Source organism: Glutamicibacter sp. X7, from assembly GCF_054889245.1.
On record NZ_CM142678.1, the window covers coordinates 2129902 to 2146862 of the forward strand.

The 16961-nt window shown below is 63.1% G+C and carries 14 protein-coding genes; 4 read left to right on the forward strand and 10 right to left on the reverse strand.

Features of this window, described 5'->3' with window-relative positions:
* Positions 1 to 11: 11 nt before the first annotated feature.
* The 6 genes from rapZ to ACYU0X_RS10265 form a co-directional block, all read right to left on the reverse strand.
* Positions 12 to 905 (reverse strand): RNase adapter RapZ, encoded by an 894-nt coding sequence (rapZ, locus tag ACYU0X_RS10240; protein WP_309406760.1) that lies wholly within the window; start codon positions 903 to 905, stop codon positions 12 to 14.
* A gap of 9 nt (positions 906 to 914) precedes the next feature.
* Positions 915 to 2852, reverse strand: coding sequence for an excinuclease ABC subunit UvrC (uvrC, locus tag ACYU0X_RS10245; protein ID WP_461900562.1), 1938 nt, complete (start codon positions 2850 to 2852; stop codon positions 915 to 917).
* Between the two features lie 2 nt (positions 2853 to 2854).
* A complete protein-coding gene (locus ACYU0X_RS10250; protein ID WP_461900564.1) occupies positions 2855 to 3511 on the reverse strand; it encodes a lysophospholipid acyltransferase family protein in 657 nt (218 codons plus the stop codon).
* Positions 3512 to 3522: 11 nt separating this feature from the next.
* Positions 3523 to 4230, reverse strand: a complete 708-nt coding sequence (locus tag ACYU0X_RS10255) for an HAD hydrolase-like protein (RefSeq protein ID WP_461900565.1) — start codon at positions 4228 to 4230, stop codon at positions 3523 to 3525.
* 81 nt (positions 4231 to 4311) lie between these two features.
* Complete coding sequence (gene uvrA / locus ACYU0X_RS10260; protein WP_418906842.1) at positions 4312 to 7215, reverse strand: excinuclease ABC subunit UvrA; 2904 nt, start codon at positions 7213 to 7215, stop codon at positions 4312 to 4314.
* Positions 7216 to 7529: 314 nt separating this feature from the next.
* Positions 7530 to 7907 (reverse strand): GntR family transcriptional regulator, encoded by a 378-nt coding sequence (locus ACYU0X_RS10265; RefSeq protein ID WP_418906843.1) that lies wholly within the window; start codon positions 7905 to 7907, stop codon positions 7530 to 7532.
* Between the two features lie 80 nt (positions 7908 to 7987).
* Between ACYU0X_RS10265 and ACYU0X_RS10270 the strand changes: the two genes are divergently transcribed.
* The gene (locus tag ACYU0X_RS10270; RefSeq protein ID WP_418906844.1) at positions 7988 to 8641 is read left to right on the forward strand and encodes an MBL fold metallo-hydrolase; all 654 of its coding nucleotides are present in this window, start codon (positions 7988 to 7990) and stop codon (positions 8639 to 8641) included.
* Positions 8642 to 8647: 6 nt separating this feature from the next.
* Here the strand turns inward: ACYU0X_RS10270 and ACYU0X_RS10275 are convergent, their stop codons facing one another.
* Positions 8648 to 9436 (reverse strand): methyltransferase domain-containing protein, encoded by a 789-nt coding sequence (locus ACYU0X_RS10275; RefSeq protein WP_461900568.1) that lies wholly within the window; start codon positions 9434 to 9436, stop codon positions 8648 to 8650.
* Positions 9437 to 9512: 76 nt separating this feature from the next.
* Here ACYU0X_RS10275 and ACYU0X_RS10280 point away from each other — a divergent pair, with 76 nt between their 5' ends.
* Positions 9513 to 12044: a DEAD/DEAH box helicase gene (locus ACYU0X_RS10280; protein WP_309406750.1), complete on the forward strand. Its 2532-nt coding sequence runs from the start codon at positions 9513 to 9515 to the stop codon at positions 12042 to 12044.
* 23 nt (positions 12045 to 12067) lie between these two features.
* On the opposite strand, the gene ACYU0X_RS10285 is transcribed toward ACYU0X_RS10280, so the two are convergent.
* On the reverse strand, positions 12068 to 12820 hold the full coding sequence (locus ACYU0X_RS10285; RefSeq protein ID WP_418906847.1) for a metal-dependent hydrolase: 753 nt from the start codon (positions 12818 to 12820) through the stop codon (positions 12068 to 12070).
* 63 nt (positions 12821 to 12883) lie between these two features.
* On the opposite strand from ACYU0X_RS10285, the gene ACYU0X_RS10290 reads away from it, so the two are divergent.
* Positions 12884 to 13375 carry a GNAT family N-acetyltransferase gene (locus ACYU0X_RS10290; protein ID WP_309406748.1) on the forward strand — a complete coding sequence of 164 codons (492 nt, stop codon included), beginning with the start codon at positions 12884 to 12886 and terminating at the stop codon, positions 13373 to 13375.
* Complete coding sequence (locus tag ACYU0X_RS10295) at positions 13372 to 14652, forward strand: alpha/beta fold hydrolase (protein WP_461900571.1); 1281 nt, start codon at positions 13372 to 13374, stop codon at positions 14650 to 14652. The genes ACYU0X_RS10290 and ACYU0X_RS10295 overlap by 4 nt, the downstream gene beginning before the upstream one ends.
* 450 nt (positions 14653 to 15102) lie before the next feature.
* On the opposite strand, the gene ACYU0X_RS10300 is transcribed toward ACYU0X_RS10295, so the two are convergent.
* Positions 15103 to 16365, reverse strand: a complete 1263-nt coding sequence (locus tag ACYU0X_RS10300; protein ID WP_418906850.1) for an MFS transporter — start codon at positions 16363 to 16365, stop codon at positions 15103 to 15105.
* A 10-nt stretch (positions 16366 to 16375) separates the two neighbouring features.
* On the reverse strand, positions 16376 to 16864 hold the full coding sequence (locus ACYU0X_RS10305; RefSeq protein ID WP_418906851.1) for a MarR family winged helix-turn-helix transcriptional regulator: 489 nt from the start codon (positions 16862 to 16864) through the stop codon (positions 16376 to 16378).
* Positions 16865 to 16961 lie beyond the last annotated feature (97 nt).

A 16961-nucleotide genomic window follows, 5' to 3' on the forward strand; every position in this document is an offset into this window, starting at 1 on the left:
GATTCGCCTCTTTACTCTCGGCCTAGGTCACGGTGCGTAATGTTGACCCGGACGTTGGGTAGCTGGGCCAGTCTGCGGCCCAGTTCGATGCTCGTGGCCACCGAACGGTGCTTACCTCCGGTGCACCCCACGGCGATGGTGGCGTAATGTTTGTTTTCGCGGCGGTACCCCTCGAAAACGGGCTCCAAGGCCTTGAGGTAGTTCTCGATAAATTCGCCCGTGCCGTCTTGACCCAGCACGTAATCGGAGACTTCGCGATCCTTACCGGTCTGCGGACGCAATTCCGGAACCCAGTGCGGGTTGGGAATGAAGCGCACGTCGGCCACGAAGTTCGCATCGGTGGGCAGTCCGTATTTGAAACCGAAACTCATAATGTTCACGCGCAAGACGATCGGGCCGGACTCGCTAAACAGCTCGGTGGCCGAACGCACCAGATCGTGCACCGACATGCCGGTGGAGTCGAGCACCAGCTCGGCGGCGTCGCGTAGCGGGGCGGTGACATCGCGCTCGCGCTTGATCCCGTCCACGATGCGCCCATCGCCCTGCAAGGGGTGCGGGCGCCGGCCCTGTTCGAAACGGCGAACCAGAACTTCGTCGCTGGCATCCAAATACACCAGACGGAACTTGATGCCACCGCTGGTCAGCATCGCCAGCGCCTCGCGCAACTCCGGGAACATTTCCTTCGAGCGCACATCCATGACCACGGCGAGTCGCGGAATCGATCCGCGCGAGCGACTCATGAGCTCGGTCAGCGTGCCGAGCAGGGCCGGTGGAAGGTTCTCCACCACATACCAGCCCTGATCTTCGAGCGCATGGGCGACGGTGGTGCGCCCCGCACCGGACATGCCGGTGACAATCACCAGCTCCGATTCGGGAGGTTTGACGGACTCATACTCTGCGGTCATAGTCCAAGGCTAGTCGAGAATTTCACCCGTAGTCATGTTCACTCCGCCCGATGACTTCTCACCCAGCGCCTCGTGAATTGCCGCGGCTAATTTCGGTCCAATTCCCGGGGCCTGCTCGAGTTCCTCGACGCTGGCCTGACGGATCTTCTTCATGGAACCGAAATGCTTGCGCAGGGCCTCGGCCTTGGCATGACCCAGGCCGGGCACCGCATCCAATTCGGAGGCCGTCATCGACTTCGCGCGCTTGGCGCGGTGAAAGGTGATGGCGAAACGGTGCGCCTCGTCGCGCAGCCGCTGCACCAGATACAGCGCCGCCGAGGAGCGCGGCAGAATCACCGGGAAGTCATCGTCGGGCAGCCAGAGCTCTTCGAGCCGCTTGGCCAAGCCCACCACCGGGATGTTCGTAATACCCAAATCGTCCATGGCCCGTTGCGCGGCGGCCACCTGCGGCGGCCCACCATCGACGATGACCAGTGCCGGCGGGTAGGCGAATTTACGTTGTTCGGTGGACTCCACGTCGATCTGTCCGCTGGTGTAGTCGCTCTGCTCGTCACGGTCGCGCAGGTAGCGGCTGAAGCGCCGATGAATCACGTCATACATGCTGGCGGTATCGTCGCGCGCCGCCTCACCGGTGATCGAGAATTTCCGGTACTCGCTCTTCTTCGGCAGCCCATCCTCGAACACCACCATGGAGGCGACCACGTTGGTGCCCTGGGTGTGCGAGGCGTCGTAGCATTCGATACGGAGCAGCGCCTCGGGAGCGTCGAGGGCCTCCTGCAGTTCCTGGAGGGCCAGCGAGCGGGTGGAAAGGTCCCCGGCGCGTTTGGACTTGTGCAACCGCAGGGCCTGCTCGGCGTTCTCGGTAACGGTTTGGGCCAGCGCGGCCTTGTCGCCACGCTGGGCCACACGCAGCGAAACCTTGGCTCCGCGTAGCTCGCTGAGCCACTGGGTCAGCTCGGCATCGTCTTCGGGCAGCGTGGGCACCAGCACCTCACGCGGGATCCGGTCGGCGTTATCGGCATACACCTGGGTGAGCAGATGTTCAATGAATTCTGCGGGCGTATGGTCGAGCACCTTTTCCACGACCCAGCCGCGCTGGGCCCGGATGCGCCCGCCGCGCACCTGGAATACCTGCACCGCGGCCTCGAGCTCATCTTCGAAAATTCCGTAGATATCGGCGTCGGTCTGTTCCGGGAGCACTACGGCATTGCGCTCGAAGACCTTGTTCAGGGCCGCGATGTCGTCGCGGTAGCGCGCCGCCTGTTCATATTCGAGGTTGGCCACCGCCTGCTGCATTTTGTTGGTCAGCTCGCGGGTGAACTTCTTCGCCTCACCGCCCATGAAGGTGCACAGATCTTCGGCACGCTGGCGATGTTCTTCCTCGGTCACGCGCCCAACGCACGGGGCCGAGCATTTGTCGATATAGCCCAGCAGGCAGGGGCGGCCCGAGGCCTGGGCCCGTTTGAAGACCCCCGGGGAGCAACTGCGCACCTGAAAGACACGAAGCAGCGTATCGAGGGTTTCGCGGATGGCCTTGGCCGGATAGAAGGGCCCGAAATACTTCACGCCCTTGCGCTTATCGCCGCGCATCACCAGGGCGCGCGGGAATTGCTCGTTCATGGTGACCGCGAGATAGGGGTAGGTTTTATCGTCGCGGAACACGATATTGAAGCGCGGGGCGTACTGCTTGATCCACGTGTACTCAAGCTGCAGGGCCTCGAGTTCGGAGCCCACGACGGTCCACTGCACGCTGGCCGCGGTGAAGACCATGGTGCGGGTTTTCGGGGTCAACCGTTGCGGGTTGACGAAATAGGAGGACAGCCGGTTGCGTAGCACCCGGGCCTTACCCACGTAAATCACCCGGCCGTGTTCATCGCGGAAGCGATACACGCCCGGCTGGGTCGGGATGTCCGAGGTTTTGGGGCGGTAGCTAGCGGGATCGGCCATCGTTACTTCGCGTCGGGCGGCAACTGGTTGTAGGCGGCCACCCGCTCCTGCCCGCTTAGCGCGGCAATGGCATCGACAATCTGATCGGTGGCGCGTCGACGTTCCGGCAGGGGGTGCTTGCGCCCCATTTGCTCGAAGTACAGTGGCTCCCCGAACTTAATGGTGAATTTCGTCGGGCGAATGCCCTTGGCCCCGGCGGGCTGCAGTTTTTCGGTACCGACCAGTCCCACGGGAACCACCGGGGCGCCGGTGGTTAGTGCCAGCCAGCCCACACCGGTGCGGCCGCGGTAGAGTTTTCCGTCGCGCGAGCGGGTTCCCTCGGGGTAGATGCCAATGCCCTCCCCCGATTCGAGGATCTCAATGAGCGACTCAAGGGCGGCCACCGAGGCGGCCTGCTCCCCGCGTTGCACGGGGATGGAGCCCACGGATTCGAAGAAGTGCTTCATCGCCTTGCCCTTCAACCCGGGGGTGGTGAAGTATTCGGCCTTGGCGAAGAAGGAGACGCTCCGTGGGGTCAGCGCCTGGATGATGATGGAGTCCAAGAACGACAGGTGGTTTGAGGCCACGATCAGCGGCCCGTCCTTTGGCACGTTTTCCAGCCCGATGATTTCCGGCCGGCACATGGTGTGCAGCATTACCCGAATGGATGAGCGGGTCATGGTGTAAAGGCTCATGCGTTCGGGTCCTCCTGAAGTTCCTGCGAAGTGTGATCTTTGCCGTGACCGTCTAGGCCCAGCAGTTCGGCCAGTTCCGTGGCATCCGCCGCGAGATGCTCGACCGCCGAGAATTCCCCGTCCTGCGCAAATCCCCACAGCACGCCGATAAAGCCTAGTCCATGCGCCTGCGCCGCGTCATGGTCGTAATGACGGTCCCCCACCATCACCGTACGCTCGGCGTCCACCGCCGAGGTGGCCAAGGCGCGGGCGACAATATGGGCCTTGCTCGTCCCATGCGCCCCGCCCTCGTCGTCGTTGCCGTAGATCGCGTCGAGGTCGCTGTCCAGCCCCTGTACGCGGATCAGTTCCCGGGCGATGGGTTCGGGTTTCGCGGTCGCCACGGCCACGTGCACACCGCTCGCGCGGAGGTCACGCAACAACGTACGGAGGCCCGGGTAGACGCGGGAAGCGGCCATGCCACGAGCGGCGTACTCTTGCCGGTAGTCGGCGATGATCTTATCAAGATTCTGTGCGGTAACGCCCGGGAGTTCCGCGAGCCCGATCCGCAGCGGCGGACCGACCAACGACTCAACGGCGTCCTCCCCCGGATCGGCCACCCCATTGGACCGCAGGGCTTGCCGGATCCCCGAGGTAATGGCTCCCGCCGGGTCCACAAGTGTGCCGTCTAGGTCAAAGAGCACGCAGGCTGTCGAGTTTTCCACGAGCCTATCTTCCCACGAAGCGGCCACCACATGCCCAATTGATGCCTGTGCGGGCATATTTCGGGGGTGGCCGCCACGCTTTTAGCCCTTCGTGGCCGCACTGCCCACCGGTTCGTTGAGAATTTCGGCGAGGAAGGCTCCGGTGTGCGATTCGGGCACCCGGGCCACGTCCTCCGGGGTGCCGGTCGCCAAGATCATGCCTCCTCCGGAACCGCCCTCGGGTCCCAGATCGATGATCCAGTCTGCCGACTTGATGACGTCGAGGTTGTGCTCGATGGTCAGCACGGTATTGCCCTTGTCGACCAGTGATTGCAGCACGGTCAGCAGCTTGCGGATATCTTCGAAGTGCAGGCCCGTGGTCGGCTCATCAAGTACGTAGATCGACCGTCCGTTCGAACGCTTCTGCAATTCGGCGGCCAGCTTCACGCGCTGCGCCTCTCCGCCCGAGAGTGTCGTGGCCGGCTGTCCTAGACGCACATAGCCGAGTCCAACATCCACCAAGGTGTTCAAGTGACGGGCGATGGGCGTGAAGGCGCTGAAGAACTCCGCGGCCTCGGCAATTGGCATATCCAGCACATCGGCGATGGTCTTGCCCTTGTAATGCACCTGCAGGGTTTCGCGGTTATAGCGCGCCCCGTGGCATACCTCGCAGGGCACATACACGTCGGGCAGGAAGTTCATCTCGATCTTCAGCGTGCCGTCGCCCGAGCAGGCCTCGCAGCGTCCGCCCTTGACGTTGAAGGAGAAACGGCCCGGCTGATAGCCGCGCAGCTTCGCCTCCTGAGTTTCGGCGAACAGCTTACGGACGTGATCAAACACCCCGGTGTAGGTCGCCGGGTTCGAACGCGGAGTTCGGCCAATCGGCGACTGGTCCACGTGCACGACCTTGTCCAGATGCTCGAGCCCACGCACCCGGGTATGCCGACCCGGCACCTGCTTGGCACCGTTGAGCTTATTGGCCAGCACCTTGTACAGGATGTCGTTGACCAAGGTGGACTTACCGGAGCCGGAAACCCCGGTCACCGCGGTGAGTACGCCCAAAGGGAAATCCACCGACACGTCGCGCAGGTTATTCTCGGAGGCGCCCACGACGGTGAGCATCCGCGCTGGGTCCACGGCGCGACGGGTCGCCGGCACCTCGATCTGCTTACGACGAGCCAAATAATCGCCGGTCAACGAGCGGGTGTTGGCCTTCAGGCCCTCCACGGATCCGGAGTGCACCACCTCGCCGCCATGTTCACCGGCGCCCGGGCCAATGTCGACGATCCAATCCGCCTCGGCGATGGTGTCCTCGTCGTGCTCCACTACGATCAGCGTGTTACCCAACGACCGCAGGTGCAACAAGGTATCGATCAGGCGTCGGTTATCGCGTTGATGCAGGCCGATGGAGGGCTCGTCGAGCACGTAGAGCACCCCGACCAGACCGGACCCGATCTGTGTGGCCAGCCGGATGCGCTGGGCCTCACCGCCGGAAAGGGTCCCCGCGGCACGCTCCAGCGTCAGGTACTCCAGCCCGACGTCGAGCAGGAACTTCATACGCGCGCCGATTTCCTTCAGCACCTGGGCGGCGATCTTCGCCTCACGTTCGGTCAGCTCGAGGCTGGTGAGGAAGTCGCTGGCGCTACGCAGGTCCATGGCGGAGACCGCGGCGATGGACTTGCCACCGACCAGCACCGACAAGGATGCCGGGTTGAGTCGTGCCCCGCCACAGGTCGGGCACGGAATTTGCCGCATGTACTGCTCGTAGCGGTCGCGGGCGTGATCCGATTCGGTCTCCTGGTGCTTGCGGTGCACGTAGGAGATGACACCCTCGAAGCCTGTGGAGTATTTGCGTTCGCGACCGAACCGATTGCGGTACTGCACCACGACCTTATGGTCCTTGCCGCCGAGGATCGCGGCACGGGCCTTGGCCGGCAGATCCTTCCAGGCGGTGTCCATGGTGAAGCCCAGTTCGTTGCCGAGGCCCTCGATCAACCGGTTCCAGTACTCGGTGGTGGCCTTGCCCAACGACCACGGAGCGATCGCACCCTCGGCCAAGGTCACCTCGGGGTCCGGAACGATCAGCTGTTCGTCGACCTCGAGTTTGGTGCCGATACCGCTGCAGGCCGAACAAGCACCGAAGGGGTTGTTGAAGGAAAAGGTACGTGGCTCGATCTCGTCGATGGCCAGCGGGTGCTCGTTGGGGCAGGCCAGGTTCTCGGAGAAGGCCCGGGTACGCTTGGGGTCCTCGGCATCCAGGTCGACGAAGTCGATCACCACGCGACCCTCGGCAATATTCAGCGCCGTTTCCACCGAGTCGGTGAGCCGCTGACGCACCGAATCATTAATGGCCAGCCGGTCCACGACCACTTCGATGGTGTGCTTGTACTGTTTGGCCAGCTTCGGCGGTTCGGAGAGCTGAATGGTTTCCCCGTCCACGCGGGCACGGGCGAATCCCTTGGAGGACAGCTCGGCGAACAGGTCGACGAACTCACCCTTGCGGGCACGCACCACCGGGGCGAGCACTTGGAAGCGCGTCTTCTCCGGTAGCTCGAGTAGCTGGTCGACGATCTGCTGCGGAGACTGCTTGGAGATCGGCTCGCCACATTCCGGGCAGTGTGGGCGTCCCACACGTGCCCAGAGCAGACGCATGTAGTCATAGACCTCGGTGATCGTACCCACCGTCGAGCGCGGGTTACGGCTCGTGGATTTCTGGTCGATGGATACCGCCGGGGAAAGCCCCTCGATGAAGTCAACATCCGGCTTATCGACCTGGCCGAGGAACATGCGCGCGTAGGCCGAGAGCGATTCGACATAGCGACGCTGCCCTTCGGCGAAGATGGTGTCGAAGGCGAGCGAAGATTTGCCCGATCCGGAGAGTCCGGTGAACACGATCATTGCGTCGCGCGGCAGATCCAGATCGACGTTCTTCAGGTTATGCTCGCGGGCGCCCTTGACGATCAGGCGCGAAAGATCCAAGGTTTTGCTCTCTGCAGTAGTAGCCACCCTGCCATAATAATCGAAAATTGATTCGAATCGGTGTTCTCTTCAGCACAGTTTTCCGAGGCGGTTCTTCCAACGCGGTGATTTGAGTCCACGAGGTCACCAAGCCGCTGCGGTTCACTACGGGGCACGGAACCACGAACCGTCGCGCTGCCGCCTAAGCTCGCGCATTTGGACCGTTAGGGTCCCGAAATCTTGGCCCCGGTGCGACAACCCGACGCGGGCAGCTCGGCGCGTGGCCCGATGGTAGTGATAGGCGCGCATCGTACGTGCCGGTGGCAGGTTTGGCTCCGGCACAGATCCCCGACGCTTGGACGCTAGTCCGGCAGGGAACTAAAGGCCGCACGCAAATACTTCACCGCACGTTCCTCATCCACCGACCACGTCCGGGCCACCCGCGCCAGATCGGCGGCCGCGTCCGAAACCGCCTGCTCGCCGGCCTCGGCGCCGGCCTGCACGATGGTGCCGTGCCGCCCCCTTGTGACCACGGCTCCCTGGGCTTCGAGCTCCTTATAGACCTTCGCCACCGTGTTCACCGCCAAACCGACCTGCCCGGCGAGCGCCCGCACGGACGGTAGACGGGTACCCGGAGCCAAGCGCCCCGAGGCGATTGCACCGAGCAACTGTTCACGGACCTGCTGATAGGGCGCCGTCTCCAATGTGTTATCGACGCTAATGAACTCCAGTTCGCTCACGGGATCCCTTCCTTGCCACATTTGCTTCTCCGCCCCCGAGCCTATCGCGCGGGTCTGCTCGGGAGACGTAGGCTGGAGCCATGGCTGAACTTGTACTTAACGACGTGGTGATTCGCTGGGTCAGCGTCTCCTCGATGAACAATAACGTGTACCTGGTAACTGAGCGGGCGAGCGGTCAACAACTCCTCGTGGACGCCGCCGACGATATCCAAGCCATTGCAGGCCTACTCTCCGAGGCATCGGCGGACGGCCCCAATCCCGAGCTTGTGGGCATTGCGACGACCCACCAGCACTGGGATCACGTGCGGGCGCTTGCCGAGCTGAGCTCCCGGTACCCGGTCCCCACCTATGCGGGCGCCGACGACGTCGCGGGTATCGAGCAGGAATGCGGCATCAAGACCTCGCATCCGTTGCGCCATGGCGAACACATTGAGCTGGGTGACGTGATCATCGAAGCGATTCACCTGCGCGGACACACTCCAGGCTCGATTGCGTACGTGCTACGAGACTCCTCGGGCCAGGTGGTTGTGCTCAGTGGCGATAGCTTATTCCCCGGAGGCGTTGGCAACACAGGCAATGATCCGCAACGTTTCATGTCGCTGTTTACTGACGTCACCGAGCGGGTCTTCGAACGCTTTGATGACGCCACGCTGGTGTTGCCCGGACATGGAGATTCCACCACGCTCGGTGACGAGCGCCCGCACCTGGCTGAGTGGCAGGCTCGCGGCTGGTAAACCGGGTCAGTTTTTGCGGCCCACCATGAAGATCCGGCGAAATGGGAAGTTGGTCAGCAGTTGACCATCGGGGGCCGTGAACGAAGGGTAATGCTCGGCGATCGCCGCACGATAGTCGTCTTCGAAGGCGAGGTAATCCGCCGCGGACAGCGCCGCCTTGACCGGCAGCAACGCCGTGCCGCGCACCCAGCTCAGCACCGGGTCGGCGCCGGTGAGCAACTGCTGATAGGTGGTTTCCCACACGTCGGCCTCGAGACCGCACCGAATGAATAACTGCTGGTAGTCGGATGGGTCAGCGACCGCGTCACCGTGGCGCAGGACCCCACGCAACTTCTCGACCCAGCGTGGGCTCTGCGCCACCTCGCGCATGACCGTATGAGACGGTGAGGTGAAGTTCCCCGGCACTTGGATAGCCACCACCGCGCCGGGGGCTAGCTGCCGCAGCCAGCGTTCGAGGTGCACTTGATGCCCGTCGAGCCACTGCAACATCGCGCTCGAGACCAACAGATCGGTACCCTCGGGCACATCCCAGCTGGCCGCGTCGGCCAGGGCGAAGCTGAGATTCTCGGCTGCTGCCACGGCATTGGCACGAGCGACCATCTCCGGCGATGAGTCCAACCCCAGCACCTGCGCTTGCGGCCAGCGCTGGGCGAGTACCTCGGTAATATTCCCGGGCCCACAGCCCAAATCGACGATGCTCGTCGGATCGAGCTGCGGGATCCGTCCCAGCAAATCGAAGAAAGGTCGGCTTCGATGATCCGAAAATTGCGCGTACTGTGTCGGGTTCCATTCCATAGTTCGTAGCCTATGCGACCCACGGCCGAGGCGCGGTGACGCACAAACCGCGGCGGCCCGATAGGCTTGAGACATCATGCTGCTCACCGATTACCTGCCCCAAGATCCCGCCAACGTGTCCGAGGACGACATCTACGAGGCCTTCGGGCGTTGGGTGGCGACCCGTGGGATCGACCTCTACCCCGCCCAGGACGAAGCCTCGATGCACCTGGCTGCCGGCAGTAACGTCATCTTGGCTACCCCCACCGGCTCGGGGAAATCTCTGGTGGCGATCGCCGCGCATTTCTATGCCATGGCGCGCGACCAAATCAGCTTCTACACCGCGCCGATCAAGGCGCTGGTCTCCGAGAAGTTCTTCGACCTCTGCAAAATCTTCGGCGCCGAGAACGTCGGAATGGTCACCGGAGACTCCTCGGTGAACGCCGACGCCCCGATCATATGTTGCACCGCCGAGATCCTGGCGAACCTGGCCCTGCGCGAAGGGTCTCGGGCCGACGTGGGCTGCGTGGTGATGGACGAGTTCCATTTCTATGCCGACCCGCAGCGTGGCTGGGCCTGGCAGGTGCCGCTGATCGAGTTGCCGCAGAGCCAGTTCCTGTTGATGAGCGCCACGCTGGGCGATGTGACGCGCTTCGAAAAGGAGTTGAGCGAACGCACCGGTAAGTCGACGGTCACCGTCGCTCATACCCAGCGTCCGATCCCCTTGCACTTCCACTACTCCATGGAGCCGGTGCAGGAGGCGGTGGAGGAACTGATCTCCACCAAGCAAACCCCTGTATACATCGTGCATTTCTCGCAGCTCGATGCAATCGATCGCGCCAGCGGGTTGATGAGCATCAACGTATGCACCCGCGAGGAGAAGGACCGCATCGCCGAGCTGATCGCCGGATTCCGCTTCTCCGCCGGCTTCGGCAAAACCCTCAACCGGTTGGTGCGTCACGGCATCGGCGTGCACCATGCGGGCATGCTGCCCAAGTACCGCCGACTCGTCGAACAGTTGGCGCAGGCCGGGCTGCTGAAGGTGATCTGCGGTACCGACACCCTCGGGGTGGGCATTAACGTGCCCATCCGCACCGTGGTGATCACCGCACTGTCGAAGTTCGACGGCACCCGCACCCGTATCCTCAACGCCCGCGAGTTCCATCAGATCGCCGGGCGTGCCGGCCGCGCCGGTTTCGACACCGCAGGAACCGTGCTCGTACAGGCCCCGGAACATGCGATCGAGAACCACAAGGCCATGGAAAAGGCCGTTAAGAAGCATGGCGAGGGTTCGACCAAGCTCCGCCAGATCCCCAAGAAGAAGCCGCCGCAGGGATTCGTGACCTGGGGCGAGAAAACCTTCGAGAAGATCGTCGACGCCCCTCCGGAGACGCTGAAGTCCTCCTTCCAGGTCTCGCACTCGATGCTGCTGAACCTGCTCGAGCGCGAAGATAATGCCTTCGAGGCCGCGGTGCGCCTGCTCACCCAGAATCATGAAACGCCGTCGGCGCAGCGCAAACTGAAGTTGCGCGCCCTGGGCATTCTGCGTGAACTGATCGCCACCGGGGTCGTGGTGCGCCGCGAGCAGCCGGACCGATTCGGGAACTACTATGAGCTCACCGTCCACCTGCAGGCGAACTTTGCGCTGAACCAGCCGCTGTCTCCCTTTGCCTTGGCGGCCCTTGAGCTCTTGGATCCGGACTCCCCCAGCTATGCCCTAGATGTGGTGTCCACCATCGAGGCCACCTTGGAGAAGCCTCGCCAGGTGCTCTCCGGCCAAGAGAAGAAGGCCCGCGGTGAGGCGATTGCCGCCATGAAGGCCGAAGGTCTGGAATACAACGACCGGATGGCCGCCCTCGAAGAGGTCAGCTACCCGCAGCCCTTGGCCGAACGGCTCGAGTCGGCCTTTGAACAGTACCGGGCCGGGGCCCCGTGGCTCGCCGATTTCGAACTGGCTCCCAAGTCGGTGGTGCGTGACATGTACGAGCGGGCCATGGGCTTCTCCGACTTCGTCCAGTACTACCAGTTGGCTCGTTCCGAGGGCGTGCTCTTGCGCTACCTCACCGACGCCTACAAGGCGCTGCGGCAGACCGTGCCGCAGGATTCGCTACGCGAAGATCTCGAGGATCTGATCGAATGGCTCGGCGAGATGATTCGCCAGATTGACTCCTCGCTGCTCGACGAATGGGAGGAACTCAGTCGCGGCGAGGTTCCGGAGGAGCATCAGGAGGAAATCACTCCCCCGGCTCCCGAACGGCTGACCACCAACCGTCGTGCCTTCCGGGTGATGGTGCGCAATGAAATGTTCCGCCGCGTGAAGCTCTTTGCCGACGAAAAGGATAAGGAGCTCGGCGAGCTCGATGGCGAGGCCGGTTTCGATGCCGATGCGTGGGCCGAATTCATGGACGACTACTTCGACGAGCATGAAGATATCGACGACGGTCCGGCCGGTCGCGCCGCCGACTTGTTCCTGGTCACCGAGGAGGGCCGCACCTGGCGGGTACGGCAGATTTTCGCCGACCCGGCCGGCGATCACGACTGGGGCATCAATGCCGACGTCGATCTGGATGCCTCCGACGAAGCCGGGGCGCCGGTACTCACGGTGACCTCCATCGGCCGCATGGGCTGATTACCGAACGTCACCCGGTGGCGTTACGCGACGAGTAACGCCACCGCCACGTAGGAGGTCAACACGCTGGCGAGCATCCATTCGGCTTGTGACCCGGTGTCGCCAAGCACGGGGATCGCAATGCGCCCGTTGCCCTTCCAGCACAGGCCAATCCCGGGGATCTTGCGGAACCATCGCGGGGACTTGATCTTGATGGGCCACAACAGATTGCAGCCACCGGTGGTGAGCATATCCCCCAGCACATGCACGATCACACCCAGCGCTACCGCTAAGGGGAACCACGCGCGATCGGCTGGGGCGTTCATCCCCACGAAGGCGCCGGCGGACAGCGCGATCACCCAGCACAGAAGCTCGGGCATGAATTTCATCGTCTTCACGGCGAAGGAAATCAGCACGATACTAAAGAGCGCCGCGCCCGGATAAATCACCCCGAAGGCGCTGGTCTGCATCGACCAGCGGTCGGCGAGCCACGCCAAAGCGACGAAAAACCCCACCCCGAGCAGGGAGTGCGTCCCGTTGCGGTGTCCGCCAAAGACCGTGCCAATGACCCGGGTAATGAGATTCGAAATCGGTGGCAACGAGCGAGAGATGGTGGCGCCATGATGATCGGCATCCGGCAAAAGCGCCGCACCGGCACAGACAATGGCCCCGGCCAAGGTCTCCCAACGGTTGGTTTCGAGTACGCCGAAGCCCAGGTGTGCCGCGCCGAGTGCTACCGGTGTTGTTAATGCCAGCCACGCGGCTGCGCCGCTCATGGCATGGTGTCCGCCCATCATGCAGTCCACTTTAGGACTGGTCACCGACGTTTTAGCCGCCCGGCGCGGAGTAAGCTTGAACACATGGCAACCATTCGCGAAGCACAGATCGGCGATTGCGCCGACATCCTTGAGCTCATCCAAGAACTGGCCGACTATGAGCGGGAACCCGATGCGGTGCGCAATACCGTTCCCGATCTGGAGGCCCACCTCTTTTGCCCGAACCCGCAGGTCTTCGCCCATGTGGCCGAGGACGAGGGTCAAATCGTCGGCGTCGCCCTCTGGTACCTGACCTACTCCACTTGGGAGGGCCGCCACGGCATCCACCTCGAGGACCTCTACGTGCGCGAATCCCAGCGCGGACGCGGCACCGGGGCGGCACTGTTGCGCACCCTGGCCGAAATCGCGGTGTCCCGCGGCTACCGCCGGGTCGAATGGGCGGTGCTGGACTGGAACACCCCGGCCATCGAGTTCTACGACGCACTCGGTGCATCCTCCATGGACGGTTGGACCACGCGTCGGCTCGACGGTGCGGCACTCGAAGCCCTCGGCGGTGTGCAGGCGGCACGCTCATGAACTACGAAGGTATGACCGTCACCGAGCACCGTCTCATGGTGCCGCTGGACCATGCCCAGCCCACTGGCGAGCAGATTGAAATCTTCGCGCGCGAGGTCAGCGTGGATCAGAACAAGCCGTGGCTGATCTATCTGCAGGGTGGACCGGGCGGTAAGTCCCCGCGCCCCGCCACCCTCTCGGGGTGGCTCTCAGAGGCGGTGAAGCATTTCCGGGTGCTGCTGCTCGACCAGCGCGGCACCGGCCTGTCCACCCCGGCGAACCGACAGTCGCTCGGGCTCCGCGGAGATCCGGCGGCGCAGGCCCGCTATTTGATGCATTTCCGCGCGGACTCGATTGTCCGCGATGCCGAGGCATTGCGTGAGCACCTGGGCATCGAGCAGTGGTCCACGCTCGGGCAGAGCTATGGCGGGTTCTGCACCCTGACCTACCTGTCTCTGGCCCCGCAGTCGCTGACGCGGTGCCTGGTCACCGGCGGGCTGGCCTCCCTGGAGGCCGATGCCCGCACCGTGTATCGGGCCACCTATCAGCGGATGGCCGAACGCAACGAGGAGTACTTCTCCTGGTACCCGCAAGACCGCGAAACCCTGCACGCCATCTACGAGCATGTGCGCCATAATGACGACGAGTTTCTGCCCGACGGGCGCCGCGTCACCGTCCCGCTGGTGCAGATGCTGGGCCAGTACCTAGGCGGTAATGCCCGGGTGCACCAGTTGCATTTCGTCTTCGAGGAAGCCTTCATTAACACCCCGGGCGGGCGTCGCCTGTCCGATAGTTTTCTGGCCACCCTCTACGAGCAGGCCTCGCGCACTTCCAACCCGCTCTACGCGGTGCTCCACGAGAGTATTTACGCTCAGGGCGAGGCCACGAATTGGGCCGCCGAAGCAGTCCTTGAGGAGTTCCCGGCCTTCGGTGCGCACGCGCCAACGCCCCTCTTGACCGGCGAGATGGTGTACCGCTGGTACTTTACCGAGGATCCGGCTCTTCGACCGTTGGAAGAAACGGCACGAATTCTGGCCGAACACGAGGGATTTGCCCCGCTCTATGATCTCGAGGTGCTGGCCACGAACACCGTGCCCGTGGCCGCCGCGGTGTATCACGACGACGTCTACGTCGATCGCGAGCTGTCTCTCCGCACCGCCGAGCAGGTTCGAGGACTCAAAGCCTGGGTGACCAAGGACTACCACCACGACGGCATCGGACAAGACGGACCGAAGATCTTCGCCAAATTGCTCGCGATGACCAACGAGTCGGAGCCCGGGTCGACTGCTTCCGACTAACCACGACGCCCGGATCGGTACGCTACCGGTCCGGGCGTTCGACCCTACCGGGCACGGCCCAGTGCCTAGCTACCTCGCCGGCCAGCCCCTTTTGCGGGGTGCCGCATTCCGAACCCTTGAGAAATTACCGGTTCTCGACGCTCGCCCCGCGGCTTGTTCCCGCCTACTCGCCGGATACCGGTCACCCGAATCCTCCGTCCACGCTCGCATTCCCGCACGCGAGCCCTTTGCCTAGAGCACCTCCACATGGGGCACCCACGATTTCATTGCGCTTTAGGCTAAGATCCGGCGATATTTAAAGCCTTCAGTCCGTTCGGCGTCCACCGGCGACCTGTCAGCAGGCAGCCCGGAACACCAAACCATTAGTCACTGATGTCTCGGGGTATGGAAAGGGCCGGCAGGCACCCTATTGGAAGGTGCCTGCCGGCCCGATTTCAAGCTGGACCGCGGCTACGCGTCACCCACGAGAACATCCTGCACGACTTCTTCACGCGTCTCATGCGCGGTACCGATATGGCTAAGTTTGTGTCCCGCCAAGATCAGAACCACGATCGCCACAACGACGGCCCCGGCGCCTAGCCAGTAAGGGGCTGCGGCCCCAGCCGCCGTGGCCAGTGGGCCTGCCACGGCTGGCGCCACCGCACCACCGAGAAAACGCACGCCCGAGTAGGTGCTACTGGCCACGTTACGTGGCAAGTCGGTGGCCTCCATCACTGCTTCGGTCAACGCCGTATTCATGATGCCCAGAACCAGTCCGGCGATAACCACGAGCACGATCAGCGCGACGAGCTGCGCATGGAAGATCGCCATCAAGCCCAGCAGAATAGCCAAGGCCGCAAGCATCGTGAAGAGCACCGGACGCAGGCCGAAGCGGCGGGTGGCCGGTGGTGCAACAATGACCGAGGTAATTGCCAGCGCCAAACCCCAGCCAAAGAAGACGAAGCCCAGTTCGGTGGCCCCGAAGTCCATGCCCATCGCCTTAGCCGCAGCTTCTAGCGGGAACGGGGTGTAGGCCAGCAACACGAAGAATCCGAAGTTGTAGAACAGGGCGGTAATCGACAAGGCCAACAGCGCCGGGTTACGCAGGGCGCGGAAACTTGCGGTGATCGAAATCTTGGCCGGGGCCGGTGCGTCCTTGGGCAATCTCAAGAAGGCCACAATAGCGATGAGGGCGATGGCCATCAATGCGGCCGTGCCGAAGAACGGGCCACGCCACGACAAGGTTCCTAGGGCACCGCCGAGAAGCGGTCCGACGGCCATGCCAATGCCCAGCGCTGCTTCGTAAAGCACGATGGCCTGCCGGCTGCCGCCGCTGGCGGCCCCGACGATTGCCGCCAGCGCCGTGGAAAGGAACAGCGCGTTACCCAGTCCCCAGCCGGCACGGAACCCGAGGATCTGATTCACATCTGCACTGGCTCCAGCCAGCGCGGCGAAGACTACGATCAGCACGAGTCCCACCACGAGCGTCTTCTTGACGCCAATGTGGCCGGAGACCCAGCTGGTGAAGAACATGGCCAACCCGGTGATGAACAGGTAGCTGGTAAAAAGCAACATGGTCTGCGACTGGGATGCCTCAAGGGCCCGGCTGATAGCGGGCAAGATTGGGTCGACCAAGCCAATTCCCATGAAGGAGACCATGCAGGCAAAGGCAATTGCCCACACGGAACTCGGCTGTTTAAGCAGCGATGGCTGCTTCTGCGTCGTGTCACTCATTCGTTAGTACTCATTTTCCGGTTGCGTAGTTTTTCTCGCTCAAAGCATGCTCTTGTAAACGACCGGCCACGTGCTCAAGGATTCCGGCGCTTCGGGCCAGTAGGTCAAATTCTTCGGCCGAGAGCCCATCCATGGCGAAATCGAGGGCGGCCGCGGCACGGTGCCGGTAGGCCAAAACCTCTTCATGCCCACGTTCGGTGAGCTCGGCAAGGAGGGCGCGACGATCATGATCATCAGGCACCTTGCGCACAAGCCCCTCGGCCTCGAGCCGAGAAATCAGCGAGGTCATTGTGGGTTGCGCGATGCGTTCATCGGTGGCAAGGTCGCCGATCCGGCGTGGCCCCGACGTGGCCAGCGTGCCCAGCACGCGCCAGGCGGAAACCGAGCGTCCGTCTCCCACGATGCGGCCGAGGTAGCGGGAAATAGACCCGGCAACACGGGATACTCTCTCGGCGGTGTCGTCGGTAACGGACGAGACGCCCGATCGTTTAGTTGGCATGTTTCAACTATAACGCAAAATACATAGCCTAGCTATGCAAATTACTGTGAGAAAACACAAAGGCGGCCCGAACGTTCAACGTGGTGAACGTTCGGGC